The organism is uncultured Maricaulis sp. (assembly GCF_963976135.1).
GTDB lineage: Bacteria > Pseudomonadota > Alphaproteobacteria > Caulobacterales > Maricaulaceae > Maricaulis.
Window position 1 is genome coordinate 1 of the sequence record NZ_CAXBKN010000026.1, and the last position, 26,052, is coordinate 26,052.

At 60.8% G+C, this 26,052-nt stretch carries 27 protein-coding genes; 14 read left to right on the forward strand and 13 right to left on the reverse strand.

Annotated elements, in window-relative coordinates:
- Positions 1-488 (forward strand): SRPBCC family protein (locus AAC023_RS05320; protein WP_339738891.1); only part of this gene is annotated, 488 nt, incomplete at its 5' end.
- A 1,186-nt stretch (positions 489-1,674) separates the two neighbouring features.
- Here AAC023_RS05320 and AAC023_RS05325 read toward each other — a convergent pair.
- Entirely contained in the window at positions 1,675-3,498 is a 1,824-nt protein-coding gene (locus tag AAC023_RS05325; RefSeq protein ID WP_339738893.1) for an AAA family ATPase, read from the reverse strand.
- Between the two features lie 209 nt (positions 3,499-3,707).
- The gene (locus tag AAC023_RS05330; RefSeq protein ID WP_339738895.1) at positions 3,708-4,151 is read right to left on the reverse strand and encodes a VOC family protein; all 444 of its coding nucleotides are present in this window, start codon (positions 4,149-4,151) and stop codon (positions 3,708-3,710) included.
- A gap of 100 nt (positions 4,152-4,251) precedes the next feature.
- Between AAC023_RS05330 and hslU the strand changes: the two genes are divergently transcribed.
- Positions 4,252-5,556 (forward strand): ATP-dependent protease ATPase subunit HslU, encoded by a 1,305-nt coding sequence (hslU, locus tag AAC023_RS05335; protein ID WP_339738897.1) that lies wholly within the window; start codon positions 4,252-4,254, stop codon positions 5,554-5,556.
- Positions 5,557-5,661: 105 nt separating this feature from the next.
- Here hslU and AAC023_RS05340 read toward each other — a convergent pair whose 3' ends face one another.
- From AAC023_RS05340 to AAC023_RS05350, 3 genes are all read right to left on the reverse strand, one after another.
- Positions 5,662-6,240, reverse strand: coding sequence for a Smr/MutS family protein (locus AAC023_RS05340; RefSeq protein ID WP_339738899.1), 579 nt, complete (start codon positions 6,238-6,240; stop codon positions 5,662-5,664).
- A gap of 3 nt (positions 6,241-6,243) precedes the next feature.
- Positions 6,244-7,356 carry an MltA domain-containing protein gene (locus AAC023_RS05345; RefSeq protein WP_339738901.1) on the reverse strand — a complete coding sequence of 371 codons (1,113 nt, stop codon included), beginning with the start codon at positions 7,354-7,356 and terminating at the stop codon, positions 6,244-6,246.
- A gap of 118 nt (positions 7,357-7,474) precedes the next feature.
- The gene (locus tag AAC023_RS05350; protein ID WP_339738903.1) at positions 7,475-8,104 is read right to left on the reverse strand and encodes a Tim44/TimA family putative adaptor protein; all 630 of its coding nucleotides are present in this window, start codon (positions 8,102-8,104) and stop codon (positions 7,475-7,477) included.
- Positions 8,105-8,298: 194 nt separating this feature from the next.
- On the opposite strand from AAC023_RS05350, the gene secB reads away from it, so the two are divergent.
- On the forward strand, positions 8,299-8,817 hold the full coding sequence (gene secB / locus AAC023_RS05355; protein WP_339738905.1) for a protein-export chaperone SecB: 519 nt from the start codon (positions 8,299-8,301) through the stop codon (positions 8,815-8,817).
- Between the two features lie 10 nt (positions 8,818-8,827).
- Here secB and dnaQ read toward each other — a convergent pair whose 3' ends face one another.
- The 5 genes from dnaQ to AAC023_RS05380 are packed head-to-tail and all read right to left on the reverse strand — an operon-like array spanning position 8,828 to position 12,402.
- Positions 8,828-9,529 (reverse strand): DNA polymerase III subunit epsilon, encoded by a 702-nt coding sequence (gene dnaQ / locus AAC023_RS05360; protein ID WP_339738907.1) that lies wholly within the window; start codon positions 9,527-9,529, stop codon positions 8,828-8,830.
- A gap of 5 nt (positions 9,530-9,534) precedes the next feature.
- Positions 9,535-10,134, reverse strand: coding sequence for a dephospho-CoA kinase (gene coaE / locus AAC023_RS05365; RefSeq protein ID WP_339738909.1), 600 nt, complete (start codon positions 10,132-10,134; stop codon positions 9,535-9,537).
- The gene (locus tag AAC023_RS05370; RefSeq protein ID WP_339738911.1) at positions 10,131-10,976 is read right to left on the reverse strand and encodes a shikimate dehydrogenase; all 846 of its coding nucleotides are present in this window, start codon (positions 10,974-10,976) and stop codon (positions 10,131-10,133) included. Before AAC023_RS05370 ends, coaE begins: the two co-directional genes overlap by 4 nt.
- Positions 10,973-11,566 (reverse strand): nucleoside triphosphate pyrophosphatase, encoded by a 594-nt coding sequence (locus AAC023_RS05375; protein ID WP_339738913.1) that lies wholly within the window; start codon positions 11,564-11,566, stop codon positions 10,973-10,975. The genes AAC023_RS05370 and AAC023_RS05375 overlap by 4 nt, the downstream gene beginning before the upstream one ends.
- On the reverse strand, positions 11,563-12,402 hold the full coding sequence (locus AAC023_RS05380) for a pyruvate, water dikinase regulatory protein (protein WP_339738915.1): 840 nt from the start codon (positions 12,400-12,402) through the stop codon (positions 11,563-11,565). Before AAC023_RS05380 ends, AAC023_RS05375 begins: the two co-directional genes overlap by 4 nt.
- Positions 12,403-12,843: 441 nt before the next feature.
- On the opposite strand from AAC023_RS05380, the gene hemE reads away from it, so the two are divergent.
- From hemE to AAC023_RS05405, 5 genes are all read left to right on the forward strand, one after another.
- Positions 12,844-13,881 (forward strand): uroporphyrinogen decarboxylase, encoded by a 1,038-nt coding sequence (gene hemE / locus AAC023_RS05385; protein ID WP_339738917.1) that lies wholly within the window; start codon positions 12,844-12,846, stop codon positions 13,879-13,881.
- 26 nt (positions 13,882-13,907) lie between these two features.
- Entirely contained in the window at positions 13,908-14,951 is a 1,044-nt protein-coding gene (gene hemH, locus AAC023_RS05390) for a ferrochelatase (RefSeq protein ID WP_339738919.1), read from the forward strand.
- A 6-nt stretch (positions 14,952-14,957) separates the two neighbouring features.
- Positions 14,958-15,413, forward strand: a complete 456-nt coding sequence (locus tag AAC023_RS05395; RefSeq protein ID WP_339738921.1) for a CopD family protein — start codon at positions 14,958-14,960, stop codon at positions 15,411-15,413.
- A gap of 293 nt (positions 15,414-15,706) precedes the next feature.
- The gene (gene rho, locus AAC023_RS05400) at positions 15,707-16,963 is read left to right on the forward strand and encodes a transcription termination factor Rho (protein WP_091769046.1); all 1,257 of its coding nucleotides are present in this window, start codon (positions 15,707-15,709) and stop codon (positions 16,961-16,963) included.
- A gap of 202 nt (positions 16,964-17,165) precedes the next feature.
- A complete protein-coding gene (locus AAC023_RS05405) occupies positions 17,166-17,798 on the forward strand; it encodes a glutathione S-transferase family protein (protein WP_339738923.1) in 633 nt (210 codons plus the stop codon).
- A gap of 26 nt (positions 17,799-17,824) precedes the next feature.
- Here the strand turns inward: AAC023_RS05405 and AAC023_RS05410 are convergent, their stop codons facing one another.
- A complete protein-coding gene (locus tag AAC023_RS05410) occupies positions 17,825-18,523 on the reverse strand; it encodes a dienelactone hydrolase family protein (RefSeq protein WP_339738925.1) in 699 nt (232 codons plus the stop codon).
- A gap of 50 nt (positions 18,524-18,573) precedes the next feature.
- Here AAC023_RS05410 and AAC023_RS05415 point away from each other — a divergent pair, with 50 nt between their 5' ends.
- The 6 genes from AAC023_RS05415 (at position 18,574) to AAC023_RS05440 (ending at position 24,496) form a co-directional block, all read left to right on the forward strand.
- The gene (locus AAC023_RS05415; RefSeq protein WP_339738927.1) at positions 18,574-18,825 is read left to right on the forward strand and encodes a DUF6489 family protein; all 252 of its coding nucleotides are present in this window, start codon (positions 18,574-18,576) and stop codon (positions 18,823-18,825) included.
- A gap of 4 nt (positions 18,826-18,829) precedes the next feature.
- The gene (gene mnmE, locus AAC023_RS05420) at positions 18,830-20,146 is read left to right on the forward strand and encodes a tRNA uridine-5-carboxymethylaminomethyl(34) synthesis GTPase MnmE (RefSeq protein ID WP_339738929.1); all 1,317 of its coding nucleotides are present in this window, start codon (positions 18,830-18,832) and stop codon (positions 20,144-20,146) included.
- 114 nt (positions 20,147-20,260) lie between these two features.
- Positions 20,261-22,120, forward strand: coding sequence for a tRNA uridine-5-carboxymethylaminomethyl(34) synthesis enzyme MnmG (gene mnmG / locus AAC023_RS05425; protein ID WP_339738931.1), 1,860 nt, complete (start codon positions 20,261-20,263; stop codon positions 22,118-22,120).
- Positions 22,121-22,744: a 16S rRNA (guanine(527)-N(7))-methyltransferase RsmG gene (rsmG, locus tag AAC023_RS05430; protein WP_339738933.1), complete on the forward strand. Its 624-nt coding sequence runs from the start codon at positions 22,121-22,123 to the stop codon at positions 22,742-22,744.
- Positions 22,734-23,579: a ParA family protein gene (locus AAC023_RS05435; RefSeq protein ID WP_339738935.1), complete on the forward strand. Its 846-nt coding sequence runs from the start codon at positions 22,734-22,736 to the stop codon at positions 23,577-23,579. Before rsmG ends, AAC023_RS05435 begins: the two co-directional genes overlap by 11 nt.
- Positions 23,576-24,496 carry a ParB/RepB/Spo0J family partition protein gene (locus AAC023_RS05440; protein WP_339738937.1) on the forward strand — a complete coding sequence of 307 codons (921 nt, stop codon included), beginning with the start codon at positions 23,576-23,578 and terminating at the stop codon, positions 24,494-24,496. Before AAC023_RS05435 ends, AAC023_RS05440 begins: the two co-directional genes overlap by 4 nt.
- A gap of 6 nt (positions 24,497-24,502) precedes the next feature.
- On the opposite strand, the gene holA is transcribed toward AAC023_RS05440, so the two are convergent.
- The gene (holA, locus tag AAC023_RS05445) at positions 24,503-25,558 is read right to left on the reverse strand and encodes a DNA polymerase III subunit delta (RefSeq protein WP_339738939.1); all 1,056 of its coding nucleotides are present in this window, start codon (positions 25,556-25,558) and stop codon (positions 24,503-24,505) included.
- Entirely contained in the window at positions 25,552-26,052 is a 501-nt protein-coding gene (gene lptE / locus AAC023_RS05450) for an LPS assembly lipoprotein LptE (RefSeq protein WP_339738941.1), read from the reverse strand. Before lptE ends, holA begins: the two co-directional genes overlap by 7 nt.

Genomic DNA, 26,052 nt, shown 5'->3' on the forward strand with positions numbered 1-26,052 from the left:
GCTGCAACGCGCCCGAGGCCAGCGCTCCGGCCGCACCGGCCGCCGCACCAGCCGAAGCCACAGGCGAAGCCACCGCGCCGACCCTGTCGCGCAGCGTCTCGGTCAATGCCGATGCCGCCACCGTCTGGGCCCTGATCGGCCCCTTCTGCTCGCTCGGCGACTGGCATCCCGTCGTCGGCAGCTGCACGATCGGCGATGACGGCCACCGCACCATTATCACCGCTGACGGCTCCGCCACCTTCATCGAGCGCGAAACCGCCCGCGATGACGCCGCCCACACCTATTCCTACGCCATTATCTCCAGCCCGCTGCCCGTCGCCGGCTATGTCGCCAGCATCGCCGTCAACGAAACCGCCCCCGGCGTCTCGACCGTCACCTGGTCAAGCCATTACACCACCCCGGACGGCATGGACGCCGCCGCCGCCGAAGCCCTGACCGGGATTTACGAAGCCGGTTTTGCCGGGATCAGCGCCAGCCTGGCGCAATAGGGCGCGCCGCGTCTCGCAAAGCCCTCACCCCCTTGTCATCCCGGCCGGATGCCCCGCGCATGCGGGGCGCAGAGCCGGGACCTGTCCGTGAATCCAGCTGGAAGAGCGGGTAGATCCCGGATCTACGCCCGGATCGCTACGCGTCCGGGCATCCGCCTGCCCTCGCGGATGCGAGGGTCCGGGATGACAAGGGTTTGTTGGTTTTGCTGCCGGGTGGCGACGCGCTTCGAACAAGCGCCACCCCAAGAACCCAACACCAACTTCCCCCGGATTTATTCCGGGGCCTGCCAACAGAAATCGAGCTATCTCAACCAGCTCAGGCAGACCCCGGAACAAGCCCGGGGGAATGATTTGTTGTGATCTGGATGGGAGAGCAAAGCGCCACACCCCACCCCAAAACCCATGCCGAGATCCCGCCACCGGGGTTCAGCGCCGTCAAGGCCGCCTTCGGCGCCGCTTCGCAGGCATGCGCCTTGACGGCGCTGAACCCCGGTGGCCCACTGGCTGGCAAGGGATTTGGGGAATGCCGAAACCGGAGACGGCAGACTACGCTGCCGCCTCCGATTGTCGGTCCTACACTTCGGCGATAATGCCGCCGACCATGACGGAGTCACTGGTCTTGTATCCTGACCTCGGTCCGTCAAAACTCCCGCTGGTCGATGGCACTCCGCCAATTCGATCCACGTGCATAAGCTTCCACCCTGCGGATTCACCGGATGCGCTGACACCGCTCACTTGGTACGCGCGGAGGAGCAATCGACCATCCCTCCCACGACCCAGGGTATGGGGCTCAATCACCCGGCGCCCCAACGAGTATTGAATCTCTAGGCGATTTTGACGCTGAATCGCGTCCTTCAGAATGCTGACCATCACAGGCCTCCTGTTGAAGGGGCCCTTATTGACATTCTGCTCGAACGCCGGAAATTTGGCGCTTGCTACGGTGCGAACCCTGCGTTGGCCCCTATTGGGTTGCAGGAGCGCATAAATGAGCCGTCGAGGGGCCTAATCCCTCGACGGTTTTTTTCATGCGCCGTCGATTCGATATTGGGACAGATTCCCTCATCAGAGTCCAGACCGACGCTATATCTAGCGTGAAATTGTCAAAAATTCATAAGTGTGACGCTATATATCGTGTGTCCAAGATTAGCTGTTGGTGACTAATTGTAGTCACTCAACGGTACTAGGGCTAATCTGGAGCGAGCTTCGCGACCAAACCATCAAGCACGGCTAGGGTCGACGCCAATCCCTCAGCCAATTCCTCGTCACGCTTTTCAATAATTTGATTCAACCAGAGTACCTTAGCATCCTCCTGAACCTCATTCTGAGCAACGAGCGCCCAAGGCTGCTCAAAGACCCCATGGCCCCCGCCTCCTCTGACGAGTTGATTTACGAGAGCGGGCGACATGATTGCTCCAATGTCGCGAGGCTTCAACCAGCCGTGCCCATCCGCCTCTTCCCACCAGGCGATTGGGTACAACTCTTCGAGGGCGATTGGGATGGCCACACCCGCATCGTGCGCTGCGATCAGATGATCTGGGACTGGTAGCAGCTCCAAGAACGCTGTCTTTTCGCCCTTTAAATGGCCATTCGCTGCCGCCAACGCTGTCCTGCCGGCATCATCCCGGTCAAGGATTCCGCCAACCGGCACACGGCTCCTTCTGGGCAGGTTTCGCTGCTTATAGCACCACGCCATAACTTGATGTTGCACGTAAGTCGCGCCCGCTCTGACGGGAGGTTCTGGCAAAAATACCCGCTCTTGAAGGTCTGGCCGCAGACGCTCAAATACTGCCTGGAGCAACCGATACTCAGTGATGCCCTCTACAAAGAAAGTCGGCAACCCTCGCACATCTTGCTCATCGATCTGCCGACAAAGATCTGCATTCTGTTCCTGAACACGCTCAATTTCTTCATTCGCCGCGGCAAGGTAGGGCGCCACGAGAGACATAACCCCCATTCTCCCTCCCAAGTCACTCGGCTCGCTTTCAATGCGTGTTCCTATCTCATGAGCCGGGTAGTCCACAAAATGGGTGCTGCCGAGCTCAGGGGAATCGATTGCCGCATTGAAGAACACGGGCGAATGGGTTGTCACTATTATCTGGGTGAGGTCGCCCTCCGCGATTTCCAAAAATTGTTGCGCCAACTGTCCGGCTCTCAAAATTTCCAGATTGTTTTCAGGTTCTTCATAAGCCCAAATAAAGGTATGAGAGGGGCCACCCTTCCCATAGATCGTCTTCCTCTGATCGGCGATAAATTTCAATATCAAAGGAATATATCGCCCTTTGATTCCGTCCCCACGATAGTCAAGGGATATCCCGCCTTCACCACTTCGAAAATCGAGACGTTCGAACACACCACTCAAATCGGTAGGAAGAGTCAGGCTAGTATCGTCCCCCAAAGACTCCTTAACGCTCGTGACTAGGTCGAGAACGTGTGCTCCGATCGCGGCTTGGAACTCTTCACTAGACTCTCTTACGGTCTTTTCAGCGACCTCCGCGATAACTCCGTAGATCCGCCCACGAAGTCCGCTGAAAAAGTCAGCGCTTCTCACGGCCGGAACATACTCAAAATTCAATCTTCTCAGAAGCGTATGCACCATAGATCGCCCCGGAATTTCCACCTCTAGATAGCGAATTTTCCCTCGGGCAGAACGGGACTCCCGCAACCCAACGTATTCACGATCATCGACCAAGCCATCGAAGCGCCAACGCTTCGTCCAGCGAATTCTCTGTCCGTTTGTCCGATGGTAATTTGCGGGTAACTCAAGTTCGATCTGAACGAAAATTTCTTGAGCTTTCTTTGCTGTCCCAGCCTCAAACCGATTGTAGTCATTCTGAAAATTTAGGGGTTCGTTTGGCGTTGTCTCATCATTGAAGAAGAGATTTAGTGCTCGCAATATGTTTGATTTTCCGACGTCATTGTCCCCAACTAGAACGCTATAGTCGGTGAAATCGCATGTTAATCGACGGATTGATCGAAAGTTGCGTATTTCAATTTTTCTGATCCGTGGCATCGCCGTCCCATGTCACTAGTGCTTCAATGTCGATTTCTCGCCAAGATGGTTCCGACGCTAAACTCAACCGAGTGGGGTATGACTTGGGGAGGTTGCTCAAAGAATGTCAATAGGCGACGAGGCTCCAACTTTGAACCGGAGAATAAATTTGGTCGGCTCCAAGAGGTGAGCATTTATAATCACATAACAACAGACAGGCATTCTCCCCCTCACCGCGCAAATATCCCCCCCTCATCCCGAAAGCACTTGAACTCCAGCGCATTCCCCGCCGGATCGCGCAGGAAGAACGTCCCCTGCTCGCCCGGCTCGCCCTTGAAGCGCACATAGGGCTCGATGATGAAACCCACCCCCGCGGCCCGGAAGCGTTCGGCAAGCGCTTCCCAGTCATCCCAGGCCATCAGCAGGCCGAAATGGCGCACCGGGACGGCCTTGCCGTCGACGCCGCCGGTGGCGACGGCCTGGCATTCCTCGGGGGCGAGGTGGGCGACGATCTGGTGGCCGTAGAAGTTGAAATCGACCCAGTTCTCGCTCGAGCGGCCCTCGGGGCAGCCCATCAGCTTGCCATAGAAGGCGCGGGCCGCTTCCAGGCTGTCGACGGGGAAGGCGAGGTGGAAGCGGGGGCGGGTCTGGGCTGGCGGGGCGGGCTGGGTCATGGTGATGCCTTTCAGCACTGGTTTCATCGCACGGGCCTGACTACATAACGGGGGACACCCACCGCATCACCGCCCGGCCTTCAGCATTGTGAACCCGATCATGACCGAATTCACCCCCCGCGAAATCGTCTCCGAGCTCGACCGGCATATTGTCGGCCAGGGCGATGCCAAGAAGGCGGTCGCGATCGCGCTGCGCAATCGCTGGCGCCGGCGTCAGCTCGAGGCGGGGCTGCGCGAAGAGGTGATGCCGAAGAATATATTGATGATCGGGCCCACCGGCGTCGGCAAGACCGAGATCTCGCGCCGGCTTGCCAGGCTGGCCGGAGCACCCTTCATAAAAGTCGAGGCGACCAAGTTTACCGAGGTCGGCTATGTCGGCCGCGATGTCGACCAGATCGCCCGCGATCTGGTGGAGGTCGCCATCACCCTGGTGCGCGAGAGCCGCCGCGAGGCGGTCAAGGCCCAGGCCGAAAGCCAGGCCGAGGAACGCGTGGTCGATGCGTTAGTGGGTCCAGGAGCCAGTCCTGCTACTCGCGAGAGCTTTCGCAAGCGTTTGCGCAATGGCGAGCTCGACGACAAGGATGTCGAGATCGAGCTGAATGATGCCGGCGGCATGCCGATGATGGATATTCCCGGCATGCCCGGTGGCGGCGCCGGCGTGATCAATCTCGGCGATATTCTCGGCAAGGGGTTCGGCAAGAAAAAGAAAACCGTGCGCATGAAGGTCAAGGAGGCCTATGAGCCGCTGCTGGCCGAGGAAGCCGACAAACTGCTCGACGATGCCGCCATCACCGCCGATGCCATCAAGCTGGCCGAGGAGGACGGCATCGTCTTTCTCGACGAGATCGACAAGATTGTCGGCCGTTCCGATGCCCGCGGCGCCGACGTCTCCCGCGAGGGCGTGCAGCGCGATCTCCTGCCGCTGATCGAGGGCACGTCGGTGACGACCAAGCATGGCGTCATCAAGACCGATCATATCCTCTTCATCGCCTCGGGCGCCTTCCACCTGGCCAAGCCGTCGGACATGCTGCCCGAACTGCAGGGCCGGCTGCCGATCCGCGTCGAATTGCAGGCGCTCAGCGAAGCCGATCTCAAACGCATATTGACCGAGCCGGAAGCCAGCCTGATCACGCAATATGTCGCGCTGATGGGGACAGAGGGCGTCACGCTCGATTTCACCGATGAGGCGATCGACGCGCTGGCTTCGCTGGCGCACGAGGTCAATGCCTCGGTCGAGAATATCGGTGCCCGGCGTTTGCAGACGGTGATGGAAAAACTGGTCGAGGAGATTTCCTTCACCGCGTCGGACCGCGATGGCGAGACGATCACGATCGACGCCGATTACGTCGCGGAGCATGTCGGCAATCTGGCGAAGAATGTCGATTTGTCGAAATTCATTCTGTAATCCCGACCACTCGTACGGGCGGGCATCACGAGCGGATGATGCGGGACAGATCCGGTCCGAACCCGGCGTAGACAGGGGATGATCCGGGCGACACCCGGGCGCAGTCTATTTCACCGGCCTCACCCGCCGCATGGTGACGTAAAAAGCGCCGCCGCCGCCATGGCGCATATGCGCGATCGCATACCCTGACACCCACTGACGAAATTCCGGATTACCCAGCCATTCCGGTAGTTTGCGCCTGAGCACACCGGGCTCGTCATGATGCTCCCAGGGCTCGCTCTCGCGTTCGCGCGCCTTGAGCCCCTTGCCGGTGATCACCAGCACCGTCCTGTAGCCGTCGCGATACGCCATCGACAGGAAATTCCGCAGGGTTCTCAATGCCATATCCTGCGTCAGCCCATGCAGGTCAACGCGCCCGTCAATCTCCAGCCGCCCCCGCCGCACCCGTTTCTCGCCGCCGCGATCGACCGGCAGGGGCGGGTGTTTCGGCTTCGTATGCGGGTGGGGAAAATGGCTGTTCCTGAGTGACATCTTGCTGTCAGGCACGGGTTTTTCCGGTGTCGGTTCAACAGCTTCCGGATCGTCGAGCCTGTCCATCCGCTCCGGCGAAATCGGCTTTACCGAGCCGGCCACCTTGCGCCAGATCGCTTTTTCCTCCGGCCGCAGGGATCGTTTGCGCGCCATCGATCAGGCCGGCGGCGTCGCATCGACGATGCGCTGGGCGACGGAAATGGGAAGTAAAACAGTCCATTGCGCCTGGGCCCGGGTCGTCCCGGCGCGCCTTTCCTCAACCTCGCCCCAGCCCCAGAAGAAATCGCCGCGCAGTGGACCATTGATTGCGCCGCCACCATCCTGGGTGATGACAAGCCCTGTCCAGGCAGGCAGATCGGGCAGATCGGCGGCGAGCCAGACCGGCACGCCCCAGGCATGATAGGCCGGATCGACCGCGATCGAGGCCATCGGCGTCAGCGCCACGCCCGAAGAGCCGCGCGGCCCCAGGCCTGGATCGTCAAGTGCTTGAGTTTCAAAGAAAACATAGCGCGGATTGACCGAGAACAGCTCGGCCGTCGCATCGCTGCCATTGCGGTTCAGCCAGGCTTCAATGCCCGCTTTCGAGGCCGCATGGGCCTCCAGTTCGCCGCGCTCGATCAGCTCGCGCCCGATCGAGCGATAGGGCAGGCCATTATGCGCGGAGAAGGCGGCGCGGCTCTGATTACCCCCGGCATTGACCAGCCGGCCCGAGCCCTGGATCTGCAGGAAAAACACGTCAATCGGCCGGCCCCAGGCAAAAATCTCGCCGCGATTATCCACCTCGATCTCGGCCCGGTTATAATAGCGGACCAAAGACCCGTCATTCACCCGGCCGACAAGCCGCCGCCCCGCCAGATCGGATTCGAACAGACCCAGATCCACCGAAACCAGATCATCGGGCCGCCGCCGCAAGGCCTGGCTGAATTCCACATCGGCCGCATCGCGAACCTCGACATAGGGCTCGTAATAGCCTGTCAGCAAACCGGTTTCGCCAATGGCCCCGCCCGCTTCATCCAGCGCGATGGCCCGTACCGGTGCAAAGAAGGCCTCAAACGTCGCCTGTGCCGCCGCGGCGTCCGGCCCGGTCATCGCCGCCGCGGTACAGGCCGCACGCCAGTCACCGACCCGGCCGGCCCATTGCGCTCGCGGGCTCAGGGCTTCCGAATCACTGCGATGGTCGAGCCGGGCACAGGAGCGCAGAAAGGCACCCAGCGCGGGGCGCATATCGGCATCGGCCCAGCCTGGCAGGGCATCCCAATGCGCCGGCAATAACCGAAGACCGGTTGGAAGCGGTTGTTCTATCGGGGGTTCTGGCTCGGTCTCAGGCTGTGGGAGGGGCGCCGGCTGGCAGGCTGCCACGGACAGCGATAGCAGCAGGACTGCCGGGCTATACCGCCGCCACACCGGTCAACACCCAGTTCGGATCGGCATTATCGGTACGGCGCTCAAACACCCAGTTTTCGTGAACCGTGTTCAATCGACCCAGATCACCAGAGATACGCTCACCGGTCTCGCCAAGGGTTTCCGTAGCGATTTCAGCCGCGAAGCTGACCTTGACCCGGGCGGTATGGCCTTCATGGGAGGCGTCGGTAATCTCGGCCGATTTGATGCGCTCAATCTCGGTCCGCACACTTTCCCTGCGCTCGGTCCGCGCCGCAATGGCATCGGCATAACGCTGATAGACCTTGTCAGCGAGAAGCGGCCGCAAAGCTGCCAGATCGCCCTTGGCAAAGGCCTCGACGATCATCGTATAGGCCGCCCTGGCACCGCTGGTGAAGCTTTCAGGATCAAAACTGGCATCCACCGCCGCGATCGCCTCGAGGCCTGCAGCGGCACGTCCTTCAAAGGCCGGGCGCAAATGGCTTTGCGGCACATCAGACAGGGATGGACGCGCATTCGGATCGCTGGCCGGCGGCGCTTCCATATGTCCCTCGCGTCGACCCAGGGTCGAGTAGAGGCGGATCGCGATGAAGATCGCGATGCCAGCGAAAATGAGGGTAGATAGAAGTTCAAACATTTGATTTTCGCCGCTCGACTGGGCCGGTAGGGAATGTTGACCAGATATAGACGGTATTTGTCCAGCCGTCAGCCTTCTCTCTGAAACCCGGCATGCTTGCTCCGGCCCGGCCCGCATGCTAACCGGCGCGCCTCGTTTCGTGTGGCCATTCTGACCACTACCGTATCACCGACGCCCGTCTTGTGGGGATTTTCATGACCGACGCTCCAGCCACGCCTGCCGAAAATACACCGCCACTACCGCCGCAACTGCGCATTCTGGCGCAGTATGTGAAGGATTTGTCATTCGAAAATCCAGGCGCGCCGGAATCGCTGCGCAATGCCCAGGCTCCCGGGATTGATTTGTCGATCGACGTCCAGGCCCGCTCGGTCGGTGAAGGCGCTTTCGAAGTCCTGCTCAATATCAACGCCAATGCCTCTCGCGAAGATGGCAGCGTCGTCTTCATCACCGAGCTGGCCTATGGCGGCCTGTTCCAGCTCGCCAATATCGCCGATAGTGATCGCGAGCCCTTCCTGCTGATCGAATGCCCGCGCCTGCTCTTCCCCTTCGCCCGCCGGGTCCTTGCCGACACGACGCGCGATGGCGGTTTCCCGCCACTCATGCTGGATCCTGTCGATTTTGCCGGTCTCTATCGCCAGCAAATGGCCAAGCGGGCCGCGGCCGTGCCGGGTGCCGACACAAATGGCAATGGCGCCCCCGAAGCCAGCAATTAAGTCCCTGCGATCAGCCCTTGCCGATCGACAGTTTTTTCCAGAGCGCGTTTTCGCCGAGCTCCTCGATGAAGGCAGCATGGGCGGCGCGCTCTGATTCTGTCAGGACCGGATCCAGCAGGCTCGGCCGGGCACGCTGCGGCGGAAATGCGACCTCTCCAGGTCCGGCCTCGCCCTGTCCGCTGAGATCGAGTGCCCGGGTACGGCCCCCGGACAGTTCGAGATAGACCTCGGCCAGAAGCTGCGCATCGATCAAGGCGCCGTGTTTTTCCCGGCTTTCCAGCGAGATTTCGAAACGCTTGCACAGGGCATCGAGCGAGACATAGGAGCCGGGAAATTTGGCTCGTGCGATCCGTGCCGTATCCTTGAAGCGCGCCTCGACATAGCCAGGACGGCCAAGCCGCTCGAGTTCCATATTGATAAAGCCGCGGTCAAAGGGCGCATTGTGCGCCACAAGACCGGCATCGCCGACGAAATCGATGAATTCTTCGGCGATTTGTGAAAACAGGGGCTTGTCCGCCAGGAAGGCATCGGTCAGCCCGGTGATTTCGACGACTTCTTTCGGGGTTGAGCGCTGCGGATTGACATAGGCATGCCAGGTGCGGCCGGTCGGGATGAAATCAATCACCTCGACACAACCCAACTCGGTGACGCGGTCGCCGGATGTCGCGTACAAACCCGTCGTCTCGGTATCAAAAACAATCTCGCGCATCATTTCTTTCAGTCCCCGGCCTGCTGGCGGATTGAGTTCAAGATCACCTCGAGCTGACGCCGGGCATCGTCCAGACCGCCGGATGTCTCAACGCGGTAATCGGCCCGCGCCAGCTTGCTCGAATCATCAAGCTGGCGAGCGATTATGGCGTCCAGCCTGGCTTCCGTCATGCCCGGCCGCTGCAACACCCGCGCACGCCGCTCCGCCTCGGGGGCATAGACCACCAGCACATGGTCGACATGGTCATGGGCCCCGGTTTCGAACAGCAGCGGGATATCAAACACGACCAGATCGGCGCCGCGCTCATGGGCGCTGTGGAGAAAGGCTTCACGTTGCTCAAGCACAAGCGGGTGCACAATGGCTTCCAGGCGCGCGAAACCGGTCGGATCTTCATGCAGGGCCGCCGAGAGAAGCGACCGGTCGATCGCTCCGTCCACCACCACGCCCGGGAATGCTTCCGCGACCGGAGCGACCGCCTTGCCACCCCTTGCATAAAGCGCATGCACGCTGGCATCGGAATCGAAGACCGGGATTCCGGCCTCTTCCATCAGGGTTGCGGTCGCGGATTTACCCATGCCGATAGAGCCGGTCAGGCCGATGATTTTCATGACGCCGGCTCCAGCATGCCCTGCAACAGGGAGTGCGCATCAATCCGGTCCGGCGGGCTGATGCCGAAAAATGCCTCAAAACTGGGCCTGGCCTGACCAATCAACATGCCCAGCCCATCGACCGTGCCCAGGCCGCAATTGGCGGCGTCGCGCAGGAAGCCCGTCTGCAATGGCTTGTAGACGCTGTCAGCAGCGATAGCGTCGGCCGGGGCCCTTTGCCAGTCCATGACAAGATTGCGGGCGCCCGCGAGCCCCAGTGAGGTGGCATTGACGACGAGCGCGACGCCGGCCAGTGCCTGGTCACGATCATCCCAGTCGTGGATTCGCGCATCCGGCGCCAGATCAAGCGCCAGCTCGGCCGCATTCGAGCGGCTGCGATTGCTCAGCCGGATCTCCGGAGCTCCAGCCTGGTGAAGGGCATGGACAATCGCCCGGGCAGCACCGCCGGCGCCAAGCACCAGGGCTGGTCCGCGTTTTGGATTAACGCCTCGAGCGAGCAGGGCGCTGAGAAAACCCGGCGTATCGGTATTGTCCGCATGGATGACTCCATCGCGAAATGTCAGGAGATTGGCAGCGCCGATGGCGCGGGCAGCAGGGCTGGCTTGATCGGCGACCGCCAGGGCGGTCTGCTTGTGAGGCAAGGTGACATTGACACCCACACAATCGGTGCGGGCCATGGCCCGAAAGAAGGCTCCGGCATCCTCACGTGCAACCCGGAACGGTGAATAGAGCGCATCTAGCCCGGCGGCCTCGATCCACGCCGCCATCAGGCCGGGCGAAAGTGAATGGGCAATCGGGTCGCCGACCACGCCGGCTTTTTGAGCTGGGCCGGTTGATTTCATGACGTCAGCCAGCCGTGTTGTCGCAAGGCATCCATTACCGGCAAGAGCGGCAATCCCAGCACGGCATGAAAATCGCCTTCGACGCGTTCGAATAATTGCGCGCCGAGACCTTCAAATGCGTAAGCTCCGACGCTCGCAGTCAATTCATCACCGGCCCGGGCCAGATAATGGTCCAGGAAGGCATCGGAAAAATCCCGCACCCAAAGCGTTGAGCTCTGTAGATGCTGCCAGACCGGCTGGCCGGCTTGCGCCAGGACCAGGCCCGAATGCAGCTGGTGAGGCTGACCACGCATAGCGGACAAGCGTTGCCGTGCCAGATCCCGGCGCGGCAGTTTGTCGAGCAGGGCGCCGCCAAGCTCCATGGTCTGATCGGCCCCCAGGACCAGCGCATCGGGATGCCGGCTCGACACCTGGACTGCCTTGGCCTGGCCCAGCAATACAGCCATCGCCGATGGCGACAGCGCGGCGTTTTCCTGCTTCAGCCTGCCTTCATCGACATCGGATTTGATGATCTCGAACTCAATACCGGCATCCTGCAGGATCTGGCGGCGAATCTGGCTACCGGAGGCGAGAATGAGCCGGCCGGTCATTTCCGGCCCCGTTTTTCATTGAGCATATTGATGATCTTGGCGGCGGTTTCCTCGACCGAGCGGCGCGTCACATCGATATTGGGCCATCCATGCTTGGCGTAGAGCCGCTTGGCCTCGACGATTTCGTCTCGAACGGCGAAGTCATCGATATAGTCGGTCGACCGGTCTTCATTCAGCGTCAGAAGCCGATTGCGCCGGATCTGGACGATGCGCTCGGGCGAGGCCGTCAGGCCGACGATCAATGGATTGCGCAGCGAAAACAGAAATTCCGGCGCCGGCACACCGCGGACAAGCGGAATATTGGCCGCGCGATAACCCCGATGCGCAAGGTAGATACTGGTCGGGGTTTTGGACGTCCGGCTGACGCCCAGCAGGATGATATCGGCATTCTCGAAATTATCGCCCTGGCCGTCATCATGCGCCATGGCGAAATTCAACGCGTCCATCCGGTGATAGTAATCAGCGTCCAGAGCCCGCTGCGCCCCCGCCCGACTGGCCATGGCCCGGCCGAGATAGGTGCTCAGTGTCGCCAGCATCGGATCAAGGATCGCAATGGCAGGAACACCCAGATCGGCGCACCGCGTCTCGAGATCCCGGCGGAGTTCGGCATTGACGATAGTGTACATCACGACACCCGGATATGCCTCGATCTCCTCGAGCACACGATCAAGCTGGCGAGGCGAACGCACGAGCGCGTAAAGATGTTCAAGCGGGTTGGTGTGTTCGAATTGTGCGACCGACGCGCGCATCACTTCCATCAGGGTTTCCCCGGTCGAATCAGAAACCATGTGGATGTGGAATGACGTATTCAACCGTGGCCTTGATGTCGTTGGCATGATGATCGGGGCCTCGAGGATGTTTACGAATTGTTAACAAGTGTGGCGATTTTCCCCAAGCGATCGTTTCAGATCTCCGGGGTGTGAGTTTCACCGGGTATGACCCGGTACTACCCACATGACTATCCACAATGGAAGTGCTGTGAAAAACCGGCTGATATCCTGCCTTCACGGATCACATTTGAACAATAATTCACAGAAAATTCAACAGATGTATCCGGTGTAAATTATTGTTTTTTATGGATGAGGATACTTTTTCCGCGCTCCGTTCAGAATTGGAGGCGCGCTCAAATAGCGTGGATAGACTTTTCCGGTATGACCGGACAGATTTCTGAGTTCACGGAATTCACGGGCCTACAATTACCACTATAAAAAAACATATATATATATGGGTGAAAGCGACGCATTGAATGATCGGGCAGAGAAGACTAATCAGGCCCAATGATGCTCACACCCCAAAAACCCCTGCTCGCCGTTCTTGCCGGTGAGACCCGCACCCCGCCTCCCGTCTGGCTGATGCGGCAAGCTGGTCGCTATCTGGCAGAATATCGCCAGGTCCGGTCAAAAGCAGCCAATTTCATCGAATTCTGCTTTACACCGGAACTGGCAGCCGAAGTGACGCTTCAGCCGATCCGGCGCTTCGGATTTGATGCTGCGATCATGTTTGCGGACATATTGCTGATCCCGATCGCCCTGGGACGCAAGGTCTGGTTCGTCACCGGAGAGGGTCCGAAGCTGGAACCGTTCAATCCGGCAGATTTCGAGGGTTTGACCGAAGGGCGCGTTGCAGAGGTGCTGGCACCGATCGGCGAGACCCTGCGACTGGTAAAGCCCCAATTGCCCGACAACACCACGCTGATCGGCTTTGCCGGTTCACCCTGGACCGTCGCAACCTACATGGTCGAGGGTGGTGGATCGAAAGACCGCTATGCGACCCGTGTTGCAGCCTGGAGCGATCCGGTAGCCTTTGACGGCATGCTCGACCGGATTGCCGACGCGACGGCCGAATATCTCATCATGCAGGCGAATGCCGGCGCGGAAGTGCTGAAACTGTTCGACAGCTGGGCTGAAGGCCTGCCGGAACCCTTGTTCGAACGCGTGATTATTCGCCCGACGCGGCGGATCGTCGATCAGGTCCGGGCCGCCGGAATTGATGTACCGATTATCGGCTTTCCGCGCGGCGCCGGAACCCTCTATCCGCGCTACGCCCGCGAAACCGGTGTTACAGCCCTGGCGCTGGACACTTCGGTTCAGCCCGAATGGGCACGCTCGGTTCTGCCCGACAATTTGCCGGTCCAGGGGCATCTGGATCCGTCCGTGCTGCGCGCCGGCGGGGCCATGCTCGACAGCGAAGTCGACCGTCTGCTTGAAGCGTGGGAGGGTCGCCCGCATATATTCAATCTCGGTCACGGCATCACACCGGACGTACCGGTCACGCATGTCGAGCAATTGCTGGCGCGGATCCGGCGATCAGTCTGAGGGCCGGCGGGGTGATGGAGTTGAGCATGGCCAAAAAGCAGGAAAAATTGGCAATTGTGCTGTTCAATCTCGGCGGTCCCGACGGACCCGAGGCGGTAAAGCCATTCCTGCGCAATCTGTTTCGCGATCCGGCAATTATCGGTGCGCCAGCGCCGCTTCGCCAGTTTCTCGCCTGGATGATCTCGACCCTGCGGGCCAAGTCGGCCCGCGCAAATTACGCGAAAATGGGTGGCGGATCGCCGCTCGTGCCGGAAACACTCAAGCAGATCGAGGCCCTGGCCCCCTTGTTGGCGGAACGTTTTCCGGATCGTGAGATCCGGATCTGGCCGGCCATGCGCTATTGGCACCCCTTGACCGAAGACGTGGCGCAGGAGGTGGCCAGCTGGCGGCCGGATGAAACGGTTTTGCTGCCGCTCTACCCGCATTTTTCCACGACCACGACCGGGTCTTCGCTGGGCGCATGGCGAAAGGCGGGCGGACCCGAAACCCATACGGTTTGCTGTTATCCGATCGAAACCGGTTTCATTGAGGCCCATGCCCAACTGATCCACGCCAGCTGGGAGGCTGCCGGCCGGCCGGACAACACCCGCCTGCTGTTTTCCGCCCATGGTCTGCCGGAAAAAGTGATTGCGGCGGGCGACCCCTATCAATGGCAGATCGAGCAGACGGCCAGCGCTGTCGCGGCCTTGCTGCCTGAATTTGGCGACTGGCAGGTTTGCTATCAAAGCCGCGTCGGGCCGCTGAAATGGATCGGGCCATCGACCGATGATGCGGTTCGCCAGGCCGGGAATGATGGCAAGGCCATCCTGCTGACCCCGATTGCCTTTGTGTCGGAGCATATCGAGACCCTGGTCGAACTGGACGAGGAGTATGCCGAGCTCGCGCAGGAAAGCGGCGTGACCAGCTATACAAGGGTTCCGGCGCTGGGGACGGCGCCAGAATTCATTGATGCGTTGGCGAATATCGTTGCGGGCGCCATGACAGCTCCAGCGCGGCTCGGGCCTCCGGGCGGCGAACGCCTCTGTCCGATCGCATGTCCTGCATGCCCGATGGCCCCGAAGGAAGCCTAGTTCGTCATGATCCTTGCTGCCTATGACTGGTTACGCGCCCTGCATATTCTCGCTGTGATCGCCTGGATGGCGGGCCTGCTCTATCTCCCGCGCCTGTTTGTCTATCATTGCGCCGCCATTCCCGATGGCGAGCTCGATACGACGCTCAGGCTCCAGGAAACCCGCCTGCTGAAAATCATCATGAATCCGGCGATGATTGCGGTCTGGATCTTTGGTGTCTTGCTGGTCTGGGCCAATGCGGAGCGCGCCGGCAGCTGGACGGTATTCCTCAGCCTGGCATGGATGGGAAAATTTGTGCTGGTCTCTGTCATGACAGGCCTGCACCACGTTCTCGCCCTGCGCTATAAGCGTTTTCAGAACGGCACAAATGAGTGGTCCGACCGCGCCTACCGAATTCTCAATGAAATGCCGTTTCTTGCGGCGATACTGATCGTGGTGATTGCCGTTGTGGCCTTGCGCTAGAGCGTTGGAAATCTGTATTTGAGGGTTCGGCTTGCCGGGTATGCTTGACGGTCGCGCTTCTGCGTGGCAAGCCTTGGACGACTCCTCACGCGGGTCCTCTCCTTTTCGGTCAAGCCAGCGTAGATCCTGACGCGCTTGCCCAATCCTCACTCATCGGGCCCATCCTGTCTTGGCACCCGACTTGCTAGTACCAGCCAGTTCCCGTCCGGGGATTGGATCCCCCTGCCTGAAAAAACAGATTGATCATGACCGACCAAACAACCACGCCGGCATTGCTTGAAGGTTTGCAGCGCATGACGCTGCAGGATTTGAAGCTGAAAAAACCGACCGAATTGCTCGAATTCGCGGAAGCGCTTGAAATCGAGAACGCATCCTCGCTGCGCAAACAGGCGATGATGTTTGCCATCCTGAAGGCCTTCGCCGAACGCGGCGTCGAGATCCATGGGGGCGGGGTGCTGGAAGTGCTGCAGGATGGTTTCGGCTTCCTGCGCTCACCAGAGGCCAATTACCTTGCCGGACCGGATGATATCTATGTCTCGCCGACCCAGATCAGGAAATTCGGTCTGCGCACGGGCGATACGGTTGAAGGCGAAATTCGCAGCCCACGCGATGGGGAACGCTATTTTGCGCTGCTGAAGATCAGCACAATCAATTTCCAGGACCCTGAAAGCGCCCGTCACAAGGTTCATTTCGACAATTTGACGCCGCTTTATCCCGAATCCCGCTTCGTCATCGAGCTGGCTGATCCGACGGTGAAGGATCGTTCGGGCCGGGTGATCGATATCGTGGCGCCGCTCGGCAAGGGCCAGCGCGGCCTGATTGTCGCGCCGCCGCGGACCGGCAAGACCGTCCTGCTTCAGAATATCGCCAATGCGATCGAGACCAATCATCCTGATTGTTATCTCATGGTCCTGCTCATCGATGAGCGGCCGGAAGAAGTCACCGACATGCAGCGGACCGTGAAGGGTGAGGTCATTTCCTCGACTTTCGACGAACCGGCAACGCGCCACGTCCAGGTCGCCGAAATGGTGATCGAGAAAGCCAAGCGCCTGGTCGAGCACGGCCGTGACGTCGTCATCCTGCTCGATTCCATCACCCGCCTTGGCCGCGCCTACAACACCGTCGTTCCGAGCTCTGGCAAGGTGCTGACGGGGGGTGTGGACGCCAATGCGCTGCAACGTCCGAAGCGTTTCTTCGGTGCGGCCCGCAATATCGAGCATGGCGGCTCGCTGACGATCATTGCCACGGCGCTGATCGATACCGGCAGCCGGATGGACGAGGTGATCTTCGAAGAGTTCAAGGGTACGGGCAATTCGGAAATCGTGCTCGACCGCAAGGTGGCCGACAAACGCGTCTTCCCGGCGATCGACATTCTCAAATCCGGGACCCGGAAAGAGGAACTTCTGGTCGATAAATCGCAATTGCAGAAAATGTATGTCCTGCGCCGTATCCTCAACCCGATGGGTGCCCAGGATGCGATTGAATTCCTGCTCGAGAAACTGCGTCAGACCAAAACCAATGACGAGTTCTTCGATTCCATGAATACCTGATCCTGTCATCAGCTGACAAAAAGCCCGCCAGAGTATTGTTCTGGCGGGCTTTTTTGTGTCGGCTGCCGGGCTTTCCAGGCCATTGGCGGCGCGGGCGATGACGTTGTTTCGGATCACGGATCGCAGGGATGCGAAACTTGGGGCTATGCCCGGCGGCTGATTGGCGCTTGGATCAGGACTGAGTTTTCTGGAGGATAATCCTGTGCCGCGCCAACCCGATCTGACGCTTTTTCATGCCCCGCAAACCCGTTCCATCCGCGTGCGCTGGCTGCTGGAAGAGATGCAGCTGCCCTATCATTTGCATACGGTGCAATTCGCGACACGTCCCGCCGGGGATGAGAACTATGCGCTGATCCATCCCCTGCGGAAAATTCCGGCCTTGCAGGATGGCGAGGAGATCGTGCTCGATTCCATTGCCATCATGCAATACCTGCTGGGGCGCTATGGCCCGAGCCGGCTCGAGATTGCGCCAGATGAATCAGACTTTGGCCGCTATCTGCACTGGCTCAATTTTGGCGAGAGCGGGATGACGATGGCAGTCTCGCTCCTGCTGGCGCATACCCAACTCCTGCCTGAAGAGAAGCGGGACCCGAATTTGGCCGCCTGGGCCAGGTATGAAACGGGGAAACTGCTTGGCTTTGCCTCGGAACACGGCATTGCGGACCGGGAATTCATCGCCGGTGACCGTTTCACGGCTGCTGATATCTCGATGATATATATGTTTTATCTGCTCAAACTGATCCGGCAGTTCGGTGATGCGCCGGAGAATTTGAAAGCCTATTTCGATCGGATGACGGCGCGCGAAAGCTGGGCCGTCGCCAGTTCAAGGGACTAGCGCTCCCGCAATCCGGGCCGGGATATTCAGTCCAGATGACGGTGGAGAAAGTCGAGCGTGCGCTGATTGGCGAGGTTCGCGCTGTCGGCCGCGTAATGAAGTCCGTCCGGACGTGCGAAGGCGTGTTCCTTGCCGGGATAGTCATGCAGGGTGACAAGCGGATTGGAGCCGAGCCCGTCATGCAGCCGGGCCTGTGCCGCCGCCGGGACAAATTGGTCGGCACCGGCGATGTGAAGCATGAGCGGCGCGCTGATACCGGCCGCCTCGGCGAGCCTGTCCTCAATGCTCACACCGTAATAGCCAACGCTGGCATCGCTATCGGTGTGGCAGGCGGTCCGGTAGGCCAGCAAACCGCCCAGACAATAACCGATGGCGCCGGCCTTGCCGCTGCAGGCGTCGAGCGCACGCAATGCCGAGAGGCTGGTGCGGATGTCCTGCAAGCCGGTGTCCTGGTTGAACAGACCGAAGAGTTCGAAGGCGCGATTGAGTTCGGCCTCGGTTTTGTCGGTGATCTGAATTCCGGGCTCAATTCTCCAGAACAGGTCCGGGCAGAGGGCTGTGAAGCCTTCGCCGGCGAGCCAGTCCGTGATGGCGCGCATCGAGGCGTTGACGCCGAAAATTTCCTGCAGGACGAGAACGCCGGGGCCGCTTCCCGAAGCCGGCAGGGCGAGGTAGGCCGAGAAATTGCCGTCGTCAGATTCGATTTCTATGTCCTGGCCACTCATGGTGCGCCTCCATTTCATGCGATAAGCTCAATAGAACACTTCGGGAGATCATGATGAAGGTCAATGTTGAAATCGATTGCACGCCGGCCGAGGCGCGGGCGTTTCTCGGCTTGCCGGATGTGACGGCACTCAATGAACGTTTTTCCGCTGAGATGATCCGCCGGATGGACGAGAATATGAGTTCGCTGGAGCCCGACGCCCTGATGCGGCAATGGACGGCCTATGGCGGGCAAATGAGCGATACCTTCATGAATCTGATGCGCCAGGCGGCTGTGACGCCAGCCGCAGGGAACAAGAAATAGACACGTGAAAACAACGATATATGCTCTCTCAACCCCGCCGGGACGCTCCGGGATAGCCGTTGTACGGCTTTCGGGGCCCCGATCCGGGGATATTCTGACCCAACTGGTGCGCGCAGCGCTTCCGGCACCGCGCCAGGCGAGCCTGCGTCATTTGCGGGCGGCCGATGGGGAGGTGTTTGACCAGGCGCTGGTGCTCTGGTTTCCGTCTCCGGCCAGTTTTACCGGCGAGGATTGTGTCGAGCTCCACCTGCATGGCGGCGCCGCGGTCATCGATGGCGCCATCTCGGCGATCGAGGCCGCCGGGGGAATATTGGCCCAGGCGGGCGAATTTACCCGCCGCGCCTTCGAGAATGACAAGCTGGATCTGACGGAGGCCGAAGGCCTTGCAGACTTGATCGAAGCCGAGACCGAAGGCCAGCGCAAACAGGCGCTGGCGCAGATGTCGGGTTCATTGAAACTGCTCTATGAGGGCTGGCGCGAGGCGTTGATCGCTGTGCTGGCCTCGATTGAGGGCGAGATTGACTTCCCCGATGAAGCTGACGTGCCCGATGCGCTGTCGCATCGCGCCTATGAGCCGGTTTCGGCCCTGCTCAACTCGATCGAGGAGCATCTGGCGGACGGACGCCGCGGGGAGCGCGTCCGCAACGGTTTTTCGATTGCCTTGATTGGCGCGCCCAATGCCGGCAAGTCGAGCCTGCTCAACCGGCTGGCTGGTCGGGAGGCGGCAATTGTGACCGATATTCCCGGCACGACCCGCGATATCGTTGAAGTGCGGCTGACCATGGCGGGGTTTCCCGTCGTGATCAGCGATACGGCCGGTCTTCGTGAGGCGGTGGATGCCATTGAGGCGGAAGGCGTGCGCCGGGCGCTGGACCGGGCCGAACATGCTGATCTGAGGATAGGTGTGGCCGATGCGCGGTCGGAGGCTGAATTGCTGGACCTGAAGGGCCGCTTGCTCGATGGCGATCTTCTGGTCCTGAACAAGCGGGATCTGGTGCCGGATCAGGAGGGTGGAGCCGGGTTTCGGGTCAGCGCCAATACCGGTGCCGGGATCGATGCCCTGGAAGCCCGTATCGAGGCCATTGTCCGCGAGCGCCTGGGCGCGCGCGAACTGCCGGCCCTGAGCCGGGCGCGGCATCGCCGGGCGGTCGAGGCGGCCCAGAGCGCGCTGGTCCGGTGCCGCGAGCGTCTGGCAGATGCGCCGGAACTGGCCGGCGAAGATGCCCGGCTTGCGGTTCGGGCGCTGGAATCGCTGACGGGCCGCGTCGATGTCGAGGATATTCTGGATCGGGTCTTCAGCCAGTTTTGTATCGGCAAATAGGGTCCATCGGGCCTGTTTCACGTGAAACACTGGAGGCTGTGGCTCGACTCCGGGCGCCGTCAGCCTTATGTAGCCGGCTTCGCCGCAGACTGAACGGCGACTGGAAGAGTGATCATGAAATCCTGGGACGTCATTATTATCGGCGGCGGACATGCCGGTTGCGAAGCGGCCTCAGCCTCCGCGCGTCTTGGCGCGCGTACGCTCTTGCTGACACACAAGCTCGAGACCATCGGTGAAATGTCCTGCAATCCGGCGATTGGCGGTTTGGGCAAGGGTCATCTGGTTCGGGAAATCGATGCGCTTGATGGCGTGATGGGTCTGGTCGCTGACGCGTCGGGGATCCAGTTCAGGCTGCTCAACCGCTCCAAGGGGCCCGCCGTGCGTGGGCCACGCACCCAGTCCGACCGCAAACTCTATCGCCAGGCCATGCAGGCGGTCCTCCATCAGACGCCCAATCTGGAAATCCGCGCAGCGCCTGTCGAGGACCTGATCCTGGAAGATGGCCGCTGCGTCGGTGTGATCGATGCGGATGGGCAGAGCTACAGGGCCGGGAGTGTCGTCCTGACGACCGGCACTTTCCTGCGCGGCATGATCCATCGTGGTCTGGAGCGCATTCCTGCCGGCCGTGTCGATGAGAAACCCTCAATCGGTCTGGCGGACACGCTCTATGGCCTTGGATTGCGTATGGGACGCCTGAAGACCGGCACGCCGGCGCGCCTGCGCAAATCCTCCATTGCCTGGGATGATCTTGATCAGCAGGCGGCGGATGAGCTTCCGGTCCCGTTTTCCTTCATGACCGATCGCATCACGGTGCCGCAGATCAGTTGCGCCATCACCCATACGACCGAGGCGACCCACCGTGTGATCGCCGATAATCTCCAGCATTCGGCCGTCTATAGTGGTTCTATTGCCGGACGTGGGCCACGCTATTGCCCCTCGATCGAGGATAAGGTCGTGCGCTTCGCCGACCGGTCCGAGCACCAGATCTTCCTCGAGCCCGAAGGCCTCGACGACGACACCGTCTATCCAAACGGTATTTCGACCTCGATGCCGGATACGGTTCAGGACGCATTTCTGCGCACCATTCCGGGCCTCGAACAGGTCGAGGTCAAGCGCTATGGCTATGCGATCGAATATGATTATGTCGATCCGCGCGAACTTGATGCCACGCTCCAGGTCCGCGCCGTTGAGGGTCTCTGGCTGGCCGGACAGATCAATGGCACAACCGGCTATGAAGAGGCGGCCGCCCAGGGCCTCGTTGCGGGCTTCAATGCGGCCCTTTCAGCGGCGGGCAGCGCACCCTTCATTCTCAGCCGTTCCGAGGCCTATATCGGCGTCATGATTGATGATCTGGTGACACGCGGTGTCAGTGAGCCCTATCGGATGTTCACCTCGCGCGCCGAATATCGTTTGATCCTGCGCGCCGACAATGCGGACCAGCGTCTCACACCGAAAGCGATCGATCTCGGCGCTGTATCATCGGCGCGGCGCGAGATGTTCCACGTGAAACAGGAAAAACTGGCGCGCGCCCGCCAACGTGTGTCCGAGCTCGATATCACTCCGCCCGAGGCCCAGCGCCATGGCCTCACGGTCAATTCCGATGGCCGCCGCCGCAGCGCCGCCGACTTGCTGGCCTATCCGGGAATAGCCTGGACCGATGTCCGCGCCATATGGCCGGAATTGTCCGAGTTTGATGGCCAGGTGGCGGAGCAGATGGAAATCGATGCCGTCTATGCCGGCTATCTGGATCGCCAGCAGGCCGACATTCTCGCCTTCCGGCGTGACGAGGCTGTGAAGATCCCGGCCGATCTGGATTATGCCAGTGTCGGCGGCCTGTCGAATGAAGCGCGCGAGCGATTGATCGCGTCCAGGCCGGACACATTGGGTCAGGCCGCGCGCCTTGAGGGCGTGACGCCAGGGGCTCTGACGGCTGTGCTGGCATATGTGAAACGCCAGAAGAGAGAGGCAAGCTGATTGACCCGGGATGAGTTTGAAGCGGCCACCGGTGTTTCACGTGAAACAGCGCAGGGCTTTGATCATTGGCGCGAGCTTCTGGTGGAAGCCAATGCACACACCAATCTGGTCGGCCGGTCGACACTGGATGATTTCTGGGAGCGGCACGCCCTCGACAGCCTCCAGCTGATGCAGCTTATTCCGTCGGGGACGCGCCGTATCGCCGATCTGGGAGCCGGTGCGGGCTTTCCCGGGCTCGCCCTGGCCCTGGCTTGCCGTGATCGCGGCCTCCAGACCCGCATCGTCATGATCGACTCCGTCGCCAAGAAGACCGCATTCCTCAATCGCGTCATTGGCGAACTGGGTGTGGCGGCCGAGGCGCGAGCGATTCGGGTTGAGGCCATGGACCCGTCCGAAGACTTTGAAATCGTCACGGCACGCGCATTTGCGCCCTTGAATAAATTATTGGGATTCGCTGCCCCGCTGTTGAAAAGCGGGACCGTTGGCCTGTTTTTCAAGGGCCGGCACTACCGTGACGAATTGACCGAGGCCCATAAACACTGGACATTCGAAACCGAAGTCATACCCAGTCAGACCGGTGATGGTGTGATCCTGCGTATCAGTGAGGTACAGCGTGTCCGATGATCTTCCGCGCCACAGTGCGCCCCGAGTGATCGCTATTGCCAATCAGAAAGGCGGGGTCGGCAAGACAACGACCGCCATCAATCTGGGCACAGCGCTGGCGGCGGTGAAGCAAAAAGTCCTCATCATTGATCTCGACCCCCAGGGCAATGCATCGACCGGACTCGGCGTGCCCCCGGCCCGGCGGACAACCACGTCTTTTGATGTTCTGGTCGGCAGTGTCCCGCTGAGCGAGGCCCTGGTGCCGACCCTGGTGCCCGGCCTGTCCATTCTGCCCTCTGACGTTCTCCTGTCAGGTGCCGAGCTTGAACTGGCGACGGATCAGGGCCGTTCCTATCGTCTCAAGCGCGCCGTAGACCAGTATTTTCAAGGCCTGCAACATGAATCCGACGGGTTCGACTATATTTTGATCGACTGTCCGCCATCGCTGAACGTCCTGACAGTCAACGCCATGACTGCGGCCGATTCCATCCTTGTGCCCCTGCAGTGCGAATTCTTCGCGCTTGAGGGCCTGACCCAGCTCATTCGCACGGTTGAGCGTGTCCGCGGGCATTTGAATGCCAAGCTCGAGATCCAGGGCATCGTCCTGACGATGTATGATTCCCGAAATAATCTCTCGGCCGAAGTGGCGGCCGATGTGCGCGGTCATTTTGGCGATACGGTCTACAAGACGGTGATTCCGCGCAATGTCCGCGTCTCCGAGGCGCCATCAGTGGGCAAGCCAGTCCTGCTGTATGATCTCGCCTGCACCGGCTCCCAGGCCTATCTCGGCCTGGCTCGTGAAATTGTCCGTCAGGAACGTAGCCGCAGCCGGCTGAAACAGGGTGAAGTGGCATGACCGGAACCGACAAGAATCGCCGCCTCGGCCGCGGCCTCTCAGCGTTGCTTGGTGAGACCGAGGGCGAATCCTTCGAGACCACAACGACCGCCGCAAGCCCGGCGCCCGCGTCGCGTGATGGCGTCCGGATGTTGGCTATCGAGCTGATCCGGCCCAATCCTGACCAGCCCCGCAAGGCCATGGCGGAGGCCGAGCTGGAAGCCCTCGCGGCGTCGATTGCCGAGAAGGGAATCGTCCAGCCAATCCTGGTTCGCCCCGCCAAGGGACCAGGCGAGGCTTATGAAATTGTCGCGGGTGAGCGCCGCTGGCGCGCGGCGCAGCGAGCCCGCCTGCATGAAGTGCCTGCCCTGGTCCGGGAACTTTCCGACCAGGAAACGCTGGAAATCGGCATTGTCGAGAACGTCCAGCGCGCCGATCTCAACCCGGTTGAAGAGGCCCAGGCCTATCGTCAGCTGATTGATCGATATGGCCACACGCAGGAAGACATCGCACGGGCCGTATCGAAGAGCCGCAGCCATGTCGCCAATATGGTACGCCTGCTCTCCCTGCCTGCCATTGTCCTGACATTCCTGTCCGAAGGCAAGATTTCAACCGGTCATGCTCGCGCCATCGCGACGGCCCCAGACCCAGCCGGTCTAGCTCAAGTCATTGTTGATAAGGGACTTTCAGTGCGCGATGCCGAAGGGTTGGCGCGTCAGGCACTGGATCGGCCGTCTCCGGTCCGCCGACAGCCTCCTGCCGCTTCCTCGCCTGACAAAGATGCTGACACGCGTTCGCTCGAGGCCGATATATCGGCCCGGCTCGGCCTTGATGTCGATATCCGGCACGGGAGTGATGGCGGCGAGGTTCGCGTGCGCTATACGACACTGGAGCAGCTCGACGATGTCTGCCGGCGGCTCAGTTCGGCCGAGCACTGACTATCGTCAGGCCCGCATCCGCGCGGCACCGCGCGCAAGACGCAGCAAAAGATCACCGACCAGGGTATCGGCTGGACTGGCCGACCGCTTGACGGCACGCTCGGCATCAAAGGCCAATTGCCGTGCCGCATCGAGCCGGCGCCCACGCCATATCTGCAATTGGCCGCGAAATTGTGCGGCCTGCGGGCCGTAACGAGGCGCACCGCTGCGCGCAATTGCCGTTTCATCGCCACCTGCAGCAGCAACGGATCCCAGCTGGTCGAGCCTGCGTTGCAGGGCGCGCAACACGCCGACTGCACTGGCACCACCACCCAGCGCCCGGATATAGGCACTGTCTGCGATAGTCAGTGAGCCATCAAGAACGGGCCCGATGATCGCGTCGAGCGCCGCATCGCCCTGATCCGCCGCGATCATCTCGACATCGCTGAGCTCAACACGATCATCACCGGGCGCACGCTGACTCTTCAGGCCTCTGAAAAGAATCAGTTTTTCAATCTCGCCCCGCGCAAAGGCCCGATCCCCTTCCAGACGTGGCAGCCAGGCAGCCCGGGCGTCGGAAGTGAGCGTCAGGCCTTCATCGGCCAGCATTCTGGTCGCAATATCGGCCAGTGATTGCGCGGAGTCGGCATAACAGGCGATGGCCATCGACAACTTGGCCGGCTCGAACAGCTTGCGCAGCTTACCACGCGGCGTCAGATCGCCGGATTCGACGACCAGACACGCCTCTGCCTGGGCCTGCCCCTTTTCGAGGGCCGCCACGAGTTCCAGGATCGGGCCGCTGCCGGTCTCGCCAGACAGGCGCACGCGAACCAGCCGGGCACCACCGGTCAGCGACATGGCTGCCATGGCATCGGCCAGGCTGGCTGGGTCGGATTTGAGGTCCTCTTCGGTGAGTTGGGTAACGGCGAAGGGGTCATTCGGGTCGGGGACCAGTGCTTTGGCCAGCGCGTCAGCGCGCTCATGCACCAGACCTCTGTCGGGTCCGAATATCAGATAGGCTTTCAGCTTGGGGTCAGGATGCGCTATCCGCGCATCGGCATCGCGTGGCGATGATTTTACCACGCCTGCCTGTCCTGCATTGCCCGCGCCAGCTGCGTAATGATCCGGTCAGCAGCGGTGCTGACGGCACGGTCTTCGGCATCGACTTCCGACGTCAGCGCCCCATACACGCCGGCCGGGACGTCATAGGACGCATCGCTGCGGGCAACGCCGGTCAAGACGGGATCAACTGCGCCGTCGCGGACCAATTCCCAGTCCACACTGATGCGGACAACGTAACGGCTTGCAATCGCATCGGCGCCGACCCCGAATGGCGTCGAAGTCACTGTGGTTGTGGCGCGAAGCGTATAGGGGCCTGAGGCCGAGCGCGCGCCCATACTATCGATCAGGGCTTCCTGCAGACGGAAATCAACGCGTTCCCGCCCGGTTTCGACCCGGATGTTCGACAGCTCCCCGGAAACGCCGCTGGCACCGTACATGGGTGTGAAGCCACAGGCAGAAAGGCTGAGGCCAATCAGCAAGATCAGAGCGGACAGGGCAAGATGGACAGGGCGCAT

Coding starts and splice junctions, on each gene's coding strand:
- AAC023_RS05440 (WP_339738937.1), top strand. CDS start 23,576: ATGACCGGAACCGACAAGAATCGCCGCCTCGGCCGCGGCCTCTCAGCG.
- rho (WP_091769046.1), top strand. CDS start 15,707: ATGACGCTGCAGGATTTGAAGCTGAAAAAACCGACCGAATTGCTCGAA.
- AAC023_RS05415 (WP_339738927.1), top strand. CDS start 18,574: ATGATGAAGGTCAATGTTGAAATCGATTGCACGCCGGCCGAGGCGCGG.
- AAC023_RS05395 (WP_339738921.1), top strand. CDS start 14,958: ATGATCCTTGCTGCCTATGACTGGTTACGCGCCCTGCATATTCTCGCT.
- AAC023_RS05330 (WP_339738895.1), bottom strand. CDS start 4,151: ATGACCCAGCCCGCCCCGCCAGCCCAGACCCGCCCCCGCTTCCACCTC.
- AAC023_RS05325 (WP_339738893.1), bottom strand. CDS start 3,498: ATGCCACGGATCAGAAAAATTGAAATACGCAACTTTCGATCAATCCGT.
- AAC023_RS05380 (WP_339738915.1), bottom strand. CDS start 12,402: ATGCCAACGACATCAAGGCCACGGTTGAATACGTCATTCCACATCCAC.
- AAC023_RS05350 (WP_339738903.1), bottom strand. CDS start 8,104: ATGTTTGAACTTCTATCTACCCTCATTTTCGCTGGCATCGCGATCTTC.
- hemH (WP_339738919.1), top strand. CDS start 13,908: ATGGCCAAAAAGCAGGAAAAATTGGCAATTGTGCTGTTCAATCTCGGC.
- secB (WP_339738905.1), top strand. CDS start 8,299: ATGACCGACGCTCCAGCCACGCCTGCCGAAAATACACCGCCACTACCG.
- AAC023_RS05410 (WP_339738925.1), bottom strand. CDS start 18,523: ATGAGTGGCCAGGACATAGAAATCGAATCTGACGACGGCAATTTCTCG.
- mnmG (WP_339738931.1), top strand. CDS start 20,261: ATGAAATCCTGGGACGTCATTATTATCGGCGGCGGACATGCCGGTTGC.
- dnaQ (WP_339738907.1), bottom strand. CDS start 9,529: ATGATGCGCGAGATTGTTTTTGATACCGAGACGACGGGTTTGTACGCG.
- AAC023_RS05375 (WP_339738913.1), bottom strand. CDS start 11,566: ATGACCGGCCGGCTCATTCTCGCCTCCGGTAGCCAGATTCGCCGCCAG.
- hslU (WP_339738897.1), top strand. CDS start 4,252: ATGACCGAATTCACCCCCCGCGAAATCGTCTCCGAGCTCGACCGGCAT.
- coaE (WP_339738909.1), bottom strand. CDS start 10,134: ATGAAAATCATCGGCCTGACCGGCTCTATCGGCATGGGTAAATCCGCG.
- hemE (WP_339738917.1), top strand. CDS start 12,844: ATGATGCTCACACCCCAAAAACCCCTGCTCGCCGTTCTTGCCGGTGAG.
- lptE (WP_339738941.1), bottom strand. CDS start 26,052: ATGCGCCCTGTCCATCTTGCCCTGTCCGCTCTGATCTTGCTGATTGGC.
- AAC023_RS05370 (WP_339738911.1), bottom strand. CDS start 10,976: ATGAAATCAACCGGCCCAGCTCAAAAAGCCGGCGTGGTCGGCGACCCG.
- AAC023_RS05340 (WP_339738899.1), bottom strand. CDS start 6,240: ATGGCGCGCAAACGATCCCTGCGGCCGGAGGAAAAAGCGATCTGGCGC.